The organism is Ruegeria sp. AB6 (assembly GCF_056542685.1).
Map to the genome: position 1 here is coordinate 150,945 of NZ_JBQGAD010000009.1, position 12,171 is coordinate 163,115.

At 58.5% G+C, this 12,171-nt stretch carries 15 protein-coding genes and 1 pseudogene; 10 read left to right on the top strand and 6 right to left on the bottom strand.

Annotated elements, in window-relative coordinates; genetic code table 11:
* Positions 1-83: 83 nt before the first annotated feature.
* The 3 genes from ACR0DB_RS17515 to ACR0DB_RS17525 all read left to right on the top strand — a co-directional run bounded on the left by ACR0DB_RS17515 (position 84) and on the right by ACR0DB_RS17525 (position 2,226).
* Entirely contained in the window at positions 84-704 is a 621-nt protein-coding gene (locus ACR0DB_RS17515; RefSeq protein WP_480552265.1) for an SCO family protein, read from the top strand.
* A gap of 86 nt (positions 705-790) precedes the next feature.
* A complete protein-coding gene (locus ACR0DB_RS17520) occupies positions 791-1,345 on the top strand; it encodes an ActR/PrrA/RegA family redox response regulator transcription factor (protein WP_170771283.1) in 555 nt (184 codons plus the stop codon).
* A gap of 509 nt (positions 1,346-1,854) precedes the next feature.
* Positions 1,855-2,226, top strand: a complete 372-nt coding sequence (locus ACR0DB_RS17525; protein WP_480552267.1) for a VOC family protein — start codon at positions 1,855-1,857, stop codon at positions 2,224-2,226.
* Here ACR0DB_RS17525 and ACR0DB_RS17530 read toward each other — a convergent pair.
* Complete coding sequence (locus tag ACR0DB_RS17530; protein WP_480552268.1) at positions 2,223-2,816, bottom strand: HD domain-containing protein; 594 nt, start codon at positions 2,814-2,816, stop codon at positions 2,223-2,225. The genes ACR0DB_RS17525 and ACR0DB_RS17530 overlap by 4 nt on opposite strands.
* A gap of 205 nt (positions 2,817-3,021) precedes the next feature.
* Here ACR0DB_RS17530 and ACR0DB_RS17535 point away from each other — a divergent pair, with 205 nt between their 5' ends.
* From ACR0DB_RS17535 to ACR0DB_RS17545, 3 genes are all read left to right on the top strand, one after another.
* Positions 3,022-3,342, top strand: a complete 321-nt coding sequence (locus ACR0DB_RS17535; protein ID WP_170771275.1) for a hypothetical protein — start codon at positions 3,022-3,024, stop codon at positions 3,340-3,342.
* A gap of 101 nt (positions 3,343-3,443) precedes the next feature.
* Positions 3,444-4,832: an adenosylhomocysteinase gene (ahcY, locus tag ACR0DB_RS17540; protein ID WP_170771582.1), complete on the top strand. Its 1,389-nt coding sequence runs from the start codon at positions 3,444-3,446 to the stop codon at positions 4,830-4,832.
* A 13-nt stretch (positions 4,833-4,845) separates the two neighbouring features.
* Positions 4,846-5,592, top strand: coding sequence for an extensin-like domain-containing protein (locus ACR0DB_RS17545; RefSeq protein WP_480552270.1), 747 nt, complete (start codon positions 4,846-4,848; stop codon positions 5,590-5,592).
* A gap of 32 nt (positions 5,593-5,624) precedes the next feature.
* Here ACR0DB_RS17545 and ACR0DB_RS17550 read toward each other — a convergent pair whose 3' ends face one another.
* Positions 5,625-6,701 (bottom strand): L-dopachrome tautomerase-related protein, encoded by a 1,077-nt coding sequence (locus tag ACR0DB_RS17550; RefSeq protein WP_480552272.1) that lies wholly within the window; start codon positions 6,699-6,701, stop codon positions 5,625-5,627.
* Between the two features lie 92 nt (positions 6,702-6,793).
* Here ACR0DB_RS17550 and ACR0DB_RS17555 point away from each other — a divergent pair, with 92 nt between their 5' ends.
* Positions 6,794-7,669, top strand: coding sequence for a LysR family transcriptional regulator (locus ACR0DB_RS17555; RefSeq protein WP_170771268.1), 876 nt, complete (start codon positions 6,794-6,796; stop codon positions 7,667-7,669).
* A 126-nt stretch (positions 7,670-7,795) separates the two neighbouring features.
* On the top strand, positions 7,796-8,137 hold the full coding sequence (locus ACR0DB_RS17560; protein ID WP_480552274.1) for a DUF2853 family protein: 342 nt from the start codon (positions 7,796-7,798) through the stop codon (positions 8,135-8,137).
* 204 nt (positions 8,138-8,341) lie between these two features.
* Here ACR0DB_RS17560 and ACR0DB_RS17565 read toward each other — a convergent pair whose 3' ends face one another.
* The 4 genes from ACR0DB_RS17565 to tsaD are packed head-to-tail and all read right to left on the bottom strand — an operon-like array spanning position 8,342 to position 11,088.
* Positions 8,342-8,764 carry an EVE domain-containing protein gene (locus ACR0DB_RS17565; RefSeq protein ID WP_480552275.1) on the bottom strand — a complete coding sequence of 141 codons (423 nt, stop codon included), beginning with the start codon at positions 8,762-8,764 and terminating at the stop codon, positions 8,342-8,344.
* A complete protein-coding gene (locus ACR0DB_RS17570) occupies positions 8,764-9,033 on the bottom strand; it encodes a YciI family protein (protein ID WP_170786233.1) in 270 nt (89 codons plus the stop codon). The genes ACR0DB_RS17565 and ACR0DB_RS17570 overlap by 1 nt, the downstream gene beginning before the upstream one ends.
* Position 9,034: 1 nt before the next feature.
* Positions 9,035-9,997 (bottom strand): NAD(P)H-dependent glycerol-3-phosphate dehydrogenase, encoded by a 963-nt coding sequence (locus tag ACR0DB_RS17575; protein ID WP_480552277.1) that lies wholly within the window; start codon positions 9,995-9,997, stop codon positions 9,035-9,037.
* The gene (gene tsaD, locus ACR0DB_RS17580) at positions 9,994-11,088 is read right to left on the bottom strand and encodes a tRNA (adenosine(37)-N6)-threonylcarbamoyltransferase complex transferase subunit TsaD (RefSeq protein ID WP_480552279.1); all 1,095 of its coding nucleotides are present in this window, start codon (positions 11,086-11,088) and stop codon (positions 9,994-9,996) included. Before tsaD ends, ACR0DB_RS17575 begins: the two co-directional genes overlap by 4 nt.
* Before the next feature lie 85 nt (positions 11,089-11,173).
* On the opposite strand from tsaD, the gene ACR0DB_RS17585 reads away from it, so the two are divergent.
* Positions 11,174-11,899 (top strand): uroporphyrinogen-III synthase, encoded by a 726-nt coding sequence (locus ACR0DB_RS17585; protein WP_480552281.1) that lies wholly within the window; start codon positions 11,174-11,176, stop codon positions 11,897-11,899.
* Positions 11,900-11,953: 54 nt separating this feature from the next.
* Positions 11,954-12,171: pseudogene (locus tag ACR0DB_RS17590) on the top strand (hypothetical protein); the annotation flags it as partial.

Genomic DNA, 12,171 nt, shown 5'->3' on the forward strand with positions numbered 1-12,171 from the left:
TGTCCTGTTGCATCGGCTGACCATCTTGATAGGTGTCCGGGCCGAAACGATCAACAACCCCTCTGATCTTTAGGATTGATGCCATGGTCCGCCTTTACGCCATTCTCGCTGCTATTGTTCTAGCCATAGGTCTGGGGGCTATGTGGTTGCTGACGCGCGGAGCCGGTTCGGACGACAAGTTCGCGCAATGCCGGTCCAGCCAGATCGCAGGCGGCACCGCCGCCATTGGTGGACCGTTCGAGCTGATCAACGGCGAAGGTCAAACCGTGACCGATACCGACGTGATCACCGAACCCACGCTGGTCTATTTCGGCTACACCTTCTGCCCCGATGTCTGCCCCTTCGATATGTCCCGCAATGCCGAGGCCGTGGATATTTTGGAAACCCGCGGCCAGTCGGTGACGCCGCTGTTCATCTCGATCGACCCTGATCGCGACACGCCCGAAGTTGTGGCTGACTATGCTTTCAACCTGGGTGGAAAGACCATCGCTCTGACCGGTTCGGCCGAACAGGTCAAGGCTGCGAGCCAAGCTTACAAGACCTATTTCAAGGCCCATGACAAAAGCGACGAATACTATCTGGTCGATCATTCCACCTTTACTTATCTGGTCACACCTCAGGACGGGTTTATCGAGTTTTTCAACCGGAATGACACAGCCCAGCAGATGGCGGATAAGGTCGGGTGCTTCCTGGACAAGATCTAGGACTTAATGGCCTGTTTGACCTTTGCCTTGGCGCTGCTATTACTCAGTACCAAGCCAACGGCGTGAAATAGCGGAAAGAATAGAATATGGCGGACAGCTCTGACCTGGATATCGGCCCGGATAAATCCCTGCTTCTGGTGGATGATGACGAGCCCTTTCTGAGACGTCTGGCCAAGGCCATGGAAAAGCGCGGTTTCGAGGTTGAGACCGCAGGCTCGGTCGCCGCAGGACGGGCCATTTCCACCGCCCGCCCCCCTGCCTACGCGGTTGTGGATTTGCGGCTTGAGGATGGCAACGGTCTGGACGTTGTCGAAGTGCTGCGTGAAAAGCGCCCCGACAGCCGGGTCGTGGTTTTGACCGGATATGGCGCCATCGCAACCGCCGTGGCCGCCGTCAAAATCGGCGCAACCGACTACCTGTCGAAACCCGCCGATGCCACCGATATCACCAACGCGCTGCTGACCAAAGATGACGAGCTGCCGCCGCCCCCGGAAAACCCCATGAGCGCTGACCGCGTACGTTGGGAGCATATCCAGAGGGTCTATGAACTGTGCGACCGGAACGTCTCGGAAACCGCACGCCGGTTGAACATGCATCGCCGGACTTTGCAGCGGATTTTGGCGAAGCGCAGCCCGCGGTGAAAAATATTCACTAGCGACAGCGCTAAAGTTTTTAGCCAGATCGTCTCCAGAGACAGCGTGAGAGCGCGTAGGTGCCTTAGTTTAGTGTTTGACCACTTTGTTCGGCTTGGCCTCTGTTTCCGTGTTGGTGATTAACGGGTTTGACAAACCGTGGACAGGCGGTATGCGCGTTCGAATTGATGTTATTTGCTGCCCTAAGTGGGGTCGGTGTTGTCCATGGGATGGCTTCCCTCATCTTTCCCAGATTGTTGAAGCACGAGTGCCAGCGGCCCTCCCGTCAGATTGTGAACTTCGTCGAGCTTCAAGCTGACCGCCTCAAATTTGCATATCGTCTTTGGGGTATGTTGACGCTGATGGTCGTGATCTTGATAGGATTGCATTTTCTGATTTCGAACGTTTTCTAGAACCGCATCCGCTTTCACATGTCACAGCTTCGTGATTTGCACCTCTGCGTCCTGAGACCAAGTTTTCGCTTCTGGAAAACACTTAACAAGACAGGAACTTCACAGATGATCGGCTATGTGACCATCGGCGTCTCGGATATGGAACGCGCGAAGAAATTCTATACGGAACTGCTTTCGGATCGCGGCGCAAAGGTGGTCAACGATGTAGGGCGCATCGCGTTTATCGGAACCAAACCCGGAGAGGCGATGTTGGCCGTCTGCGAGCCCTATGACGGAAATGAATGCTCTGTTGGCAATGGCGTCATGATCTCGTTTGCCGCCGAATCCGAGAACGAAATCAAAGCGCTCTATGATAAAGCCCTCAGCCTTGGTGCAGCGGATGAAGGCGCGCCGGGTGTCCGTGTGCCGGGCCGGTTCACTGGCGCTTATGTGCGTGACCACGACGGCAACAAAATCTGCTTCTACATGTTTGCCTAAAGCTGTGCCAAAAGGGCGGCGTGTCTGTCCGTATAAGCACGCCGTACCTCGATCGGGGGGCGCAGAACGATGTTCAGCCCCTCCATCACGGTCTTGTCGGGGTGTCCAAAAAACTTCGTCGCCTCGGCCTCGGAAAAGCCTGCGATCTGCGTGGCCTCCATCCAGGCGCTGATCTTGTCGGCCTTTTTTATCTGACGCTTCACCGTTTTCGGCATGGCGGCGGGCAGGCCGAACCGAATGTGGATCGCCGCGGCCAACCGGTCATCCAGCGCGCCATAGTCGGGACCGACGGCGGATTTGACTGGAGAAATCATATCTCCAATCACGTATTCGGGGGCGTCATGTAACAAAGCAGCCAACCGCCATTTGACCGGAGCCTTCGGGGCGATGCGGCCATAGAGTTCTTCGACCAGCAGCGAATGTTCGGCCACGGAATAAGCGAAATCCCCCGCCGTCTGACCGTTCCAGCGCGCCACAAAGGCCAGTCCATGGGCGATATCTTCGATCTCGATATCCACCGGGGTGGGGTCCAGCAGATCCAGCCTGCGGCCAGACAGCATCCTCTGCCATGCGCGGGGTTGTGTTGCCATTATACCATGCCTTGTCCGAACAGCCGCGATTGCGCCGCAATTTTGTGGTATGGTTTACCTGTCAAGATCACCAGCTGCCAACTTTTTCTTGAGCATTCGTGCTTTGAACAAGTGCGCGGTGATACCGACATGAAGTACCGAGGGGGGCGCATGCTTCTCCCGGTGTGCCCCTCTCGATTGAAACCAGAATCGAAAGGAGCTTGTTATGTTCAAGCGTTTGTTTGGAATTGCACTGGCCTTCGGCATGGCCGCCACTGCCCCTCCGGCGTTTGCCCAGCAGCAAAGTTGTGCGCAGCGTGACCACGTGATCGCCAAGCTACAAGACAGCTATTCGGAACAGCTGGCGTTTGGCGGATTGCAGAAATCACGCGGCGGGCAATCGGTGATGGAGGTTTGGACCTCACGGGAAACGGGAAGCTATACCGTTTTGGTGACCCATGCGAACGGCCTGAGTTGTATCGTCGCCGTTGGCACCGATTTTTTCGAAGCGATCCCCAAGATCAAGGTAGAAGGCACGCCTAGCTAAGTTTGGCGCATAAAATCCCGTTTCCGGCCATCTGCGTTGCCACGTCCCCAAAGGGATGCTAGGGGCAACCCGGACCAAGATTTACCGGAATGGAGTACCTGATGGCCGGGGACTATATCGTCAAAGACATTTCATTGGCCGGGTTCGGCCGCAAAGAGCTGGATATTGCCGAAACCGAGATGCCGGGGCTGATGTCCCTGCGAGCGGAATATGGCGAAAGCAAGCCGCTAAGCGGTGCGCGGATCGTCGGCTCTCTGCACATGACCATCCAAACCGCTGTTCTGATCGAAACGCTTGTGGCGCTGGGCGCGGATGTGCGCTGGGCGTCGTGCAACATCTTCTCGACCCAAGACCATGCTGCCGCTGCGATTGCCGAGGCCGGTATCCCCGTCTTCGCCATCAAGGGCCAGACGCTGGAAGAGCATTGGGATTATCTGGACAAGTCCTTCCTGTTCGACGAAGGCCCGAACATGATCCTGGACGATGGCGGCGACGCGACGCTTTATATCCTGCTGGGTGCCCGCGCCGAAGCCGGTGAGGACATCATCCCAGTTCCAGGTTCGGAAGAAGAAGAGGTGATCAAGAAACAGATCGCCAAGCGTATGGCCGCAAGCCCGGGCTGGTTCACCAAGATGCGCGATCAGATCCAGGGTGTGTCTGAGGAAACCACCACCGGCGTGAACCGCCTGTATCAACTGGTCAAAGACGGCCACCTGCCGTTCCCGGCAATCAACGTCAATGACTCGGTCACCAAATCGAAGTTTGACAACAAATATGGCTGTAAGGAATCGCTGGTTGACGGTATCCGCCGCGCTACCGACACCATGATGGCCGGCAAGGTTGCCGTCGTCTGCGGCTATGGCGACGTAGGCAAAGGGTCGGCCGCCTCACTGCGCGGTGCCGGTGCCCGGGTGAAAGTCACTGAGGTTGATCCGATCTGCGCGCTACAGGCCGCGATGGACGGGTTCGAGGTGACACTGCTGGAAGACGAAGTTTCCAGCGCGGATATCTTCATCACCACCACCGGCAACAAGGATGTGATCCGCATCGAGCATATGCGCGAGATGAAGGATATGGCCATCGTCGGCAACATCGGTCACTTCGACAACGAAATTCAGGTGGCCAGCCTGAAGAACCACAAGTGGACCAACATCAAAGAACAGGTGGACATGATCGAGATGCCCTCGGGCAATCGTCTGATCCTGCTGTCCGAAGGCCGGTTGCTGAACCTCGGCAACGCCACGGGCCACCCCTCGTTCGTGATGTCGGCGTCCTTCACCAACCAGGTTTTGGCGCAGATCGAGCTGTTTACCAAGGGTGATGAGTACGAAAACAAGGTTTATATCCTGCCAAAGCATCTGGATGAAAAAGTCGCGCGTCTGCATCTGGACCGGATCGGCGTGAAGCTGACCCAGATGGATAGCGAACAGGCGGCCTATATCGGAGTGAAGCCCGAAGGCCCCTATAAGCCCGAGCATTACCGCTACTGATCGCGGATCGGGAATGACGAAACGCACAGAACGCCGCCGGTTCATGCAACTGGCGGCGTCTTTCTTTTCCATCATCGTATTTCTATTTCTTGTTGGCTCAGCTGTGTTTCTGCTGTTGACGCACCCGAAATCACCCTTGCCTGACCATTGGAACCCCCTGCGCGATCTGTCGATTACGGCCCCCGTTTCTCTGGTTACGCGGTTTCAGTTGAACCGTGCTCTGGCGGATGAGGCGCAATGCAAGGCGGTACTGTCTGCGGAAGAAGTGGCGTTTGCTGAGATGGAGGATCTGGTCGTCGATCAGAATTGCGGGATCAGCGGACGGGGCCTGCTGTCGCGCCTTGTTACCGCAGATGTCCGAGGGGTTGAGACGCGCTGCACCACAGCTCTGCGTCTTGCCATGTGGGAACATCACGCGGTTCAGCCTGCTGCGCGGGACATCTTGGGCACTGAAGCGCGCGCGCTGCGGCATCTGGGCAGCTATAACTGCCGCCGGATGCGGACCGCGCAGGGGCATAACAGCCGGTGGAGCAGTCATGCAACCGCGGACTCCATTGATATCGTAGGGGTTGATCTGGCTGATGGTCGCACGGTGAACCTGTTGCGGGATTGGTCAGCCGGGGGACCAGAAGCTGAATTTCTGCGCCGGATCGGACGCGGTGCTTGTGATTGGTTCCGCGTAGTGCTGAGCCCCAATTTCAACAAGTTGCACGCGGACCACTTCCATTTGCAGGGGCCGGGCTGGGGCTATTGCAGGTAATCCGGCCCCGAAAAACGAGGCCGGAGATTGGCTTAGCGTCCGCTGACCGCATCAGCCAGCGATTTGAACCGGACGATCTTGTAGATACCCTTCGAGGCATCCTCGCCATTGTTCAGAACGGGAGAGCGGTGCAACTCGTTAATCGTGGCATAGACATACCCATCCGCACCGATCGAAAACCCGTCCGGCCACGGCAATTCATCATCCGACTGGAACAGCACTTCATAGCTGCCATCCGGTTTGGTGACGCCCAGCGCATTGTCCGTCATCGCGGTGATATAGACATTGCCGCCGGTATCCACGGTTGACCCATCCGAGATCGGCTTGTCGCCATAGCGTTCAACCTTGGCCTCAAGATCGGCATCCGACAGGCTTTCATCCAGCAGGGCAGTGGTGGGGATGCGGTACATCGCACTTGCTGTCATTGGGGCGAAGTAAACCCATGTGTTGGTCGGATCGACGGTGATCGGGTTGATGCCGATTTTGGCCGGATTGCCGCCCAGCGTGATCTCGCGCCCGTCAATCACCATCGGCGTATCTTCGGGGATCGTGTATTGCGACCCCTCCAGAACGCGCCGCGCGCGTCCGGTCTCCAGATCAACAACGATAATGGCCGAGTTCTGACCGTCACCGGTATCCGAGATATAGATAGCCCCGTGATCGCGGTCTACAGCCAGATCATTCAGGAATGAGGTCGGCCGCGCCACAGGCGCACCGATATAATGGATCGCGTGCAGGGTTTCGGTTTTGGTGTCCCAGCCGACGACGCGCCCGGTCTGGTTTTCGCCCTGACCATCCAGCATCCAAAGGATACCATCCCGATCCGCACGCAGGCCCAAAACGCCGTTCAACCCATCCGCATCGTCGTTGGGTGCGCGGGCCCAGTCTTCGGTCGGGTAAGGCTTGGTGGAGCCATCAGGCATCACCTCAACCACGCGCAATTCAGGGCCGTAGAATTCATGCACCGACATGAACATTCGCCCATCCGGGCCAATGGCCAGATTGCCCGGGGGCATGGCCTTTTCAAACTCAAGATAAGTTTCCAACTCGGCTGCTGCGGCGGGCAGGGCCAGCGCAAGCGCGCATGTGGCTGCGTAAAGTGATTTCATCAGGTCCTCCTCTGGTCGTGATCCAGCAGATACCATTTGAAATTTTCCGCGATAACTGGCTCAATCTTGAAACCAGCGTTAGGAAATTTCGAATGTATCACGTGAATGACCTACTGACCTTTGTCTCGGTCGCAAAAACCGGCGGCGTCGGGTCTGCGGCCAAGGCGCAGGGGATCTCGGCAGCGACGGTCAGCCATCGCATCACGAAACTTGAGGAGGTTCTGAACCTCAAACTCTTTCACCGCAACAGCCGCAAAGTACAACTGACTGATGAGGGGTTGATCTTTCTGGATCGGATCGAACCGCTTTTGGCCGATCTGCGCGAGGCCGAACTGGATGCCGGCAGCGGCAGCGGAGCATTGCGCGGGCATTTGCGCGTCACGCTTTCCCCGTGGATTCTGTCGCGCTTCATTATGCCGGTGATGGGCTCGTTTCAGGCCGAAAACCCGGACCTGACGGTCGAGTTTCTGGCCGTTGACCGCTATGTCTCGCTGGTGGACGAAGGGATCGACTGTGCGATCCGGGTTGGGCGGCTGGCCGATAGCACGCTAAAGGCGCGCAAACTCAGCGACAATGACCGGATCATCTGTGCTTCGCCCTCGTTTTGCGACACGCATGGCACGCCGCAGTCGGTCGAGGACCTGCGCGTGATGCGCTGGGCGTGCCTGCCGTGGCAGACGCGGTTGGATATAACGGATGGACATAGCGCCACGCAATTCACGATCCCCCGGGGTATTGCCGTGTCGAACTCGGACATGCTGACCGAGGCAGCGGTGCAGGGGCTGGGTCTGGCTGTCAAATCCCGATTGGCGGTTCAGCGAGAACTGGAAAGCGGTGCCTTGATCGAGGTTCTGCCCCGGTGCCTGCGATCCCCCGATGCGCCGATTTCCTTCGTGCATGCGGGCAGCGCCACCGCCGGGCGCAAGGTGCGGGCGTTCTCGGAATTGGCAAGCCGCGCCTTCCATTAGGTGCGGCTGCGGGGGGAAACCCGCCAAATTTCCCCTTTGTGGCCTGCGTCCAACATATTAACCTATCTGCACTTGTTTCAAGGTTTCAAACAACAGCGGCCCTGCCGCCTTACCGGAGAGTTATTCATGGGAAAACGCGACGAGTTGATCGCCAAATATGCCGAAGACCTAAAATCCAAATGCGGCATGGATGCGGATATGGATCTGTTGACCAAGGTCACGATTGGCTGCGGCCCGGCGATTTACGATGCAGATGCCTCGACCGTGGCGGCAACACAGGAAGGTGAGATCGAGACGGTCAAGAACAACTTCCTGATCAAGAAATTGGGCCTGTCGGACGGCCCTGCGCTGGACGAGGCGATTCAGTCGGTTCTGGATACCTATGGACAGTCCGAGCGCAATAAGTACCGCGCGGTCGTCTACTACATGCTGACCAAGCATTTCGGAAGAGAGTCGGTTTACGGCTGATGACAAATGCGCCCGCCCCTAAGGCGGGCGTTTTCAATTTTAGGCACTTGGTGTTTGTGCGCGCGGCTGCAAATGGCTAGTGTAAGGATGTGACCAGGACGGTCAGAACCAACAGATTTCTATACGCGTGTGGTGAGTCGGGAGCACGCGGGGTAGGGAAGGTTCTGCATCGTCGGAACCTTCCCTTTTTTAGACTGCTTGAGCTTATTTTGCCTGAGTCTGGCCCAAATCGCAGATAACCTGCCATTCGGCATCTGTGACCGGCTGAACCGACAGGCGTGAGTTCTTCACAAGAACCATCTCGGCCAGCCGTTCCTCGGCCTTGATCTGCTCTAGCGTGACGGGTGTCACAAAGGGCCGAACCGCTTTGATATCTACACATTCCCAGCGGTCGTCATCGGTAGTGCTGTCGGGATGGGCGGCGGCGCAGACCTCGACTATGCCAACCACCGCCTTTTCCTTTTGCGAGTGGTAAAAGAACCCCCGGTCGCCCACCGCCATCTGACGCATGAAATTGCGCGCCTGATAGTTGCGCACGCCGTCCCATTCCTCGCCTGCGTCCCCTTTAGCGACCTGCTGGTCCCAGCTCCAGGTCGAGGGTTCGGATTTGAACAGCCAAAATGCCATCAGCCGACGACCTTCTTCCACGCGATCAGATCGACGGACTGGAACAACCCGGCCTTGGCATAGGGGTCATTGTCGGCCCAGGCTTGGGCGGCGGGCATGTCCTCGACCTCAAGAATGATCAGCGAGCCGATCATTGCGTCGCCGTCCAGCAAGGGACCCGCCTGCGCGACTACACCCGTTTCCTCGATATACGCCAGATGATTGGCGCGGTTGTCCAGCCGGGTTTGCAATGCGCCGTCCTTGTCACGGGCGATCAGAGCGATGAGCATATTATTCCTCCTTCAGGGGTCTGTTGAGCAGCCAGACGATTGCCTCACCAACGCTGCACTCACCGCTGCTTATTTCTGCTACTATCCTGCTTATGGGCATGTCCAGTTTTTCAGTCGCAGCAATTTCAGCCAGAGCTTTTGCTGTCGCAACGCCTTCGACGGTAATATTTGTGTCAAACTCGTCCAGCCGTCCCAATGCCAGCCCAAAGCGGTAGTTTCTCGACTTTTCGGAAGAACATGTCAGAACCAGATCGCCCATGCCCGAAAGCCCCATCAGCGTATCAGGGCGTGCGCCACGCATCATTGCGAATCGCTGCATTTCGGCAAAGCCCCGTGTCATCAGAGCCGCGCGGGCGCTATCGCCCAAACCTTCACCTATGCATCCGCCGCAGGCAATTGCGATGACGTTTTTCAGGGCGCCGCCAAGTTCAGCCCCAATCACATCTGTTGTGCGATAAAGACGCAGATTTGGCCTGCTTAGTTCGTGCTGAAGATACAGGCTTTTCTCATCCTCGGCGCAGGCCAGCGTCAGGGCGGTTGGCAACCCGCGCGCAATGTCATCGGCAAAGCTGGGGCCGGTCAGCAGGGCAGGGTGCGCGTCAGGGATCGTCTGGCGGATAACCGAGATCGGCCCTAGCCCTGTGGACAGTTCAATACCCTTGCAGCAGGCCACCAGCGTTTTGCCGGTCAGAACCTCGGCGTGATCCTCTAACGCGCCACGCAGTTTCTGCATCGGAACCGAGACCAGCAATATCTGGCTTTCCGCAGCCTGCGTGATGTCAGAGGTTACAGTGATCGCATCTGGCAAAGCCACACCCGGCAGTCGTGCCGCGTTTTCACGCGTAGTGAGCATCGCCCGCGCCTGTTCCGCGTCCCGCGCCCACAGCGTCACCGGCCCGTTCCCCGCCAATGAGATCGTCAGCGCTGTGCCAAACGCGCCCGAACCCAGAACGGACACGCTCATGCCTTGGCCCCTTTCTTGCCGCTGCCCAGCATGGCGGGGCTGGTCTGGTCCAGGGGCCAGCGGGGTCGCGCGGTCAGGTCCAACCCGTCGCGCGCGCCGGTGCGAAACCGCTCGATCCCTGCATACGCGATCATGGCGGCGTTGTCGGTGCACAGGGCCAGTGGCGGTGCGGTGAAACGCGCGCCTTTCTCAACACAAACAGCCTCTAACACGGAGCGAATGGCTGAATTTGCTGCGACGCCTCCGGCCACGGCAATCACCGGCTCCGCGGGGTTTTCGTCCAAATACAGATCCATCGCGCGGCGGGTTTTCTCGGCCAGTGTATCCACGATGGCTTGCTGAAATCCGGCGCAAAGGTCGGCGCGGTCCTGACGGGTCAGCCCACCTTTCCCGGCCACGACCTGATCGCGCATCCGCATCAGTGCAGTCTTCAGGCCCGAAAAAGACAGATCACATCCGGGCCGGTCCAGCAAAGGCCGCGGAAAGCGGAACCGTTTGGGATCACCTGCGCGGGCCTCGGTTTCTACCGAAGGGCCACCCGGTTGCGGCAGTCCCAACAGGCGGGCGGTTTTGTCGAACGCCTCACCCGGCGCGTCGTCGATCGTGCCGCCCAAACGGGTGAAGCGGTCCGGCCCGTGGGCGATCAGGTATTGGCAATGCCCGCCCGAAACCAGCAGCATTAGGTAAGGAAACGCGATCCCGTCGGTCAGGCGCGGCGTCAGCGCGTGGCCTGCCAGATGGTTCACCCCGATCAAAGGCAACCCGGTTGCCGCACTGATCCCCTTTGCGCACATGACGCCGGACATGACGCCTCCGATCAGGCCCGGCCCAGCGGTGACTGCGACGGCATCCATGTCAGACAGGCCCAGCCCGGCATCCGCCAGTGCCTGCACGACGCAGGTATCCAGCTTCTCGGCATGGGCACGGGCGGCAATCTCGGGCACGACGCCGCCAAAGGCGCTATGCAGCTCGGTTTGGCCATGCACGACAGACGACAAAACCTCGGCCCCGTTTTCGCCATGGCGCACAACGGCAGCGGCTGTGTCGTCACAGCTGCTTTCCAACCCGAGGACAGTAAATGTTTGCACCATTGGCCTGATCCGTTACACCTTGGTTGCCAAGCGGGGTATCACCCTGCGCGGATGCAAACAATCCCAAGGCCCAAGGCGCCGAACGTTGTATTTGTTGATGACCCGCCCGCGCGCGGCCTCTGAAAGGTTTGTCGCGCAGCTTCCGACCCGCGTCAGGTCTCGGGTGCAGGTCATCTATTCCCCGATTCTGGAAATCAAACCCCTGCCGGTGAGCACGGATATACGCGGCGTGCAGGGTCTGATCTTTACCTCGGCCAATGCGGTGAACGCGGCGGCCTCAATGGGGGTTGATCGGTCGCTGCCGGCTTTTTGCGTCGGACCGGCGACAACCGGGACGGCCAAGGGCGCCGGGTGGGACGCGCAAATGATGGGCCAGACCGCCGAGGAACTGATTGCAGCCCTTTTGCAAACCCGACCGCTCAGTCCGCTACTGCACCTGCGCGGCGAGCACAGCCGGGGCAATATTGCCGAGCGGCTGACCGAATCCGGCCTGACCGTGCGCGAACAGCCCGTTTACCAGCAAAACCTGTTACCGCTGACACCCGAGGCGAGGGCCGCCGCAAACGGCAAATCCGGTGTATTGGCCCCGATATTTTCGCCCAGAACGGCGCGACATTTTGCCGACATCTGGCGCGGTTCTGCCCCGCTTTGGGTGGCTGCCATCAGCCAGGCCACCGCCGAACCCCTTTATTCTTTGCCCTATACGCGGTTGAAGGTCGCGAAAGAGCCAACACCAAAGAAAATGCGTAAGGCCGTTAAAAAACTTGTGAAACATGCGTTGCGGGTTGAGGGCGACGTGGCCACCGACTAACTTAATTGGGTCTGTTGTTCCAAGCATTTCGGATTCGATAAGGGGAATATTGCGGTGGCTGGTAAGAAGAAGTCCGATCAAAAACCGGTGGATGACCCCAAGTTGGAGGAGGCGGTCGATGCTGTTTCCGTATCTGACGAAGCATCGGTTGACGAGGTCGCAGCGCTAGACGAGGCCCCTTCCGAAGCCGAAGCCGAAGCCGAAGCCGAAGCCGAAGCCGAAGCCGAAGCCGAAGCCGAAGCCGAAGCCGAAGCCGAAGCCGAAGCCGAAGC

Excerpts from the sequence above, each read along its gene's own strand:
- ACR0DB_RS17515 (WP_480552265.1), top strand. The coding sequence starts at position 84 with ATGGTCCGCCTTTACGCCATTCTCGCTGCTATTGTTCTAGCCATAGGT.
- ACR0DB_RS17520 (WP_170771283.1), top strand. The coding sequence starts at position 791 with ATGGCGGACAGCTCTGACCTGGATATCGGCCCGGATAAATCCCTGCTT.
- ACR0DB_RS17525 (WP_480552267.1), top strand. The coding sequence starts at position 1,855 with ATGATCGGCTATGTGACCATCGGCGTCTCGGATATGGAACGCGCGAAG.
- ACR0DB_RS17530 (WP_480552268.1), bottom strand. The coding sequence starts at position 2,816 with ATGGCAACACAACCCCGCGCATGGCAGAGGATGCTGTCTGGCCGCAGG.
- ACR0DB_RS17535 (WP_170771275.1), top strand. The coding sequence starts at position 3,022 with ATGTTCAAGCGTTTGTTTGGAATTGCACTGGCCTTCGGCATGGCCGCC.
- ahcY (WP_170771582.1), top strand. The coding sequence starts at position 3,444 with ATGGCCGGGGACTATATCGTCAAAGACATTTCATTGGCCGGGTTCGGC.
- ACR0DB_RS17545 (WP_480552270.1), top strand. The coding sequence starts at position 4,846 with ATGACGAAACGCACAGAACGCCGCCGGTTCATGCAACTGGCGGCGTCT.
- ACR0DB_RS17550 (WP_480552272.1), bottom strand. The coding sequence starts at position 6,701 with ATGAAATCACTTTACGCAGCCACATGCGCGCTTGCGCTGGCCCTGCCC.
- ACR0DB_RS17555 (WP_170771268.1), top strand. The coding sequence starts at position 6,794 with ATGTATCACGTGAATGACCTACTGACCTTTGTCTCGGTCGCAAAAACC.
- ACR0DB_RS17560 (WP_480552274.1), top strand. The coding sequence starts at position 7,796 with ATGGGAAAACGCGACGAGTTGATCGCCAAATATGCCGAAGACCTAAAA.
- ACR0DB_RS17565 (WP_480552275.1), bottom strand. The coding sequence starts at position 8,764 with ATGGCATTTTGGCTGTTCAAATCCGAACCCTCGACCTGGAGCTGGGAC.
- ACR0DB_RS17570 (WP_170786233.1), bottom strand. The coding sequence starts at position 9,033 with ATGCTCATCGCTCTGATCGCCCGTGACAAGGACGGCGCATTGCAAACC.
- ACR0DB_RS17575 (WP_480552277.1), bottom strand. The coding sequence starts at position 9,997 with ATGAGCGTGTCCGTTCTGGGTTCGGGCGCGTTTGGCACAGCGCTGACG.
- tsaD (WP_480552279.1), bottom strand. The coding sequence starts at position 11,088 with ATGGTGCAAACATTTACTGTCCTCGGGTTGGAAAGCAGCTGTGACGAC.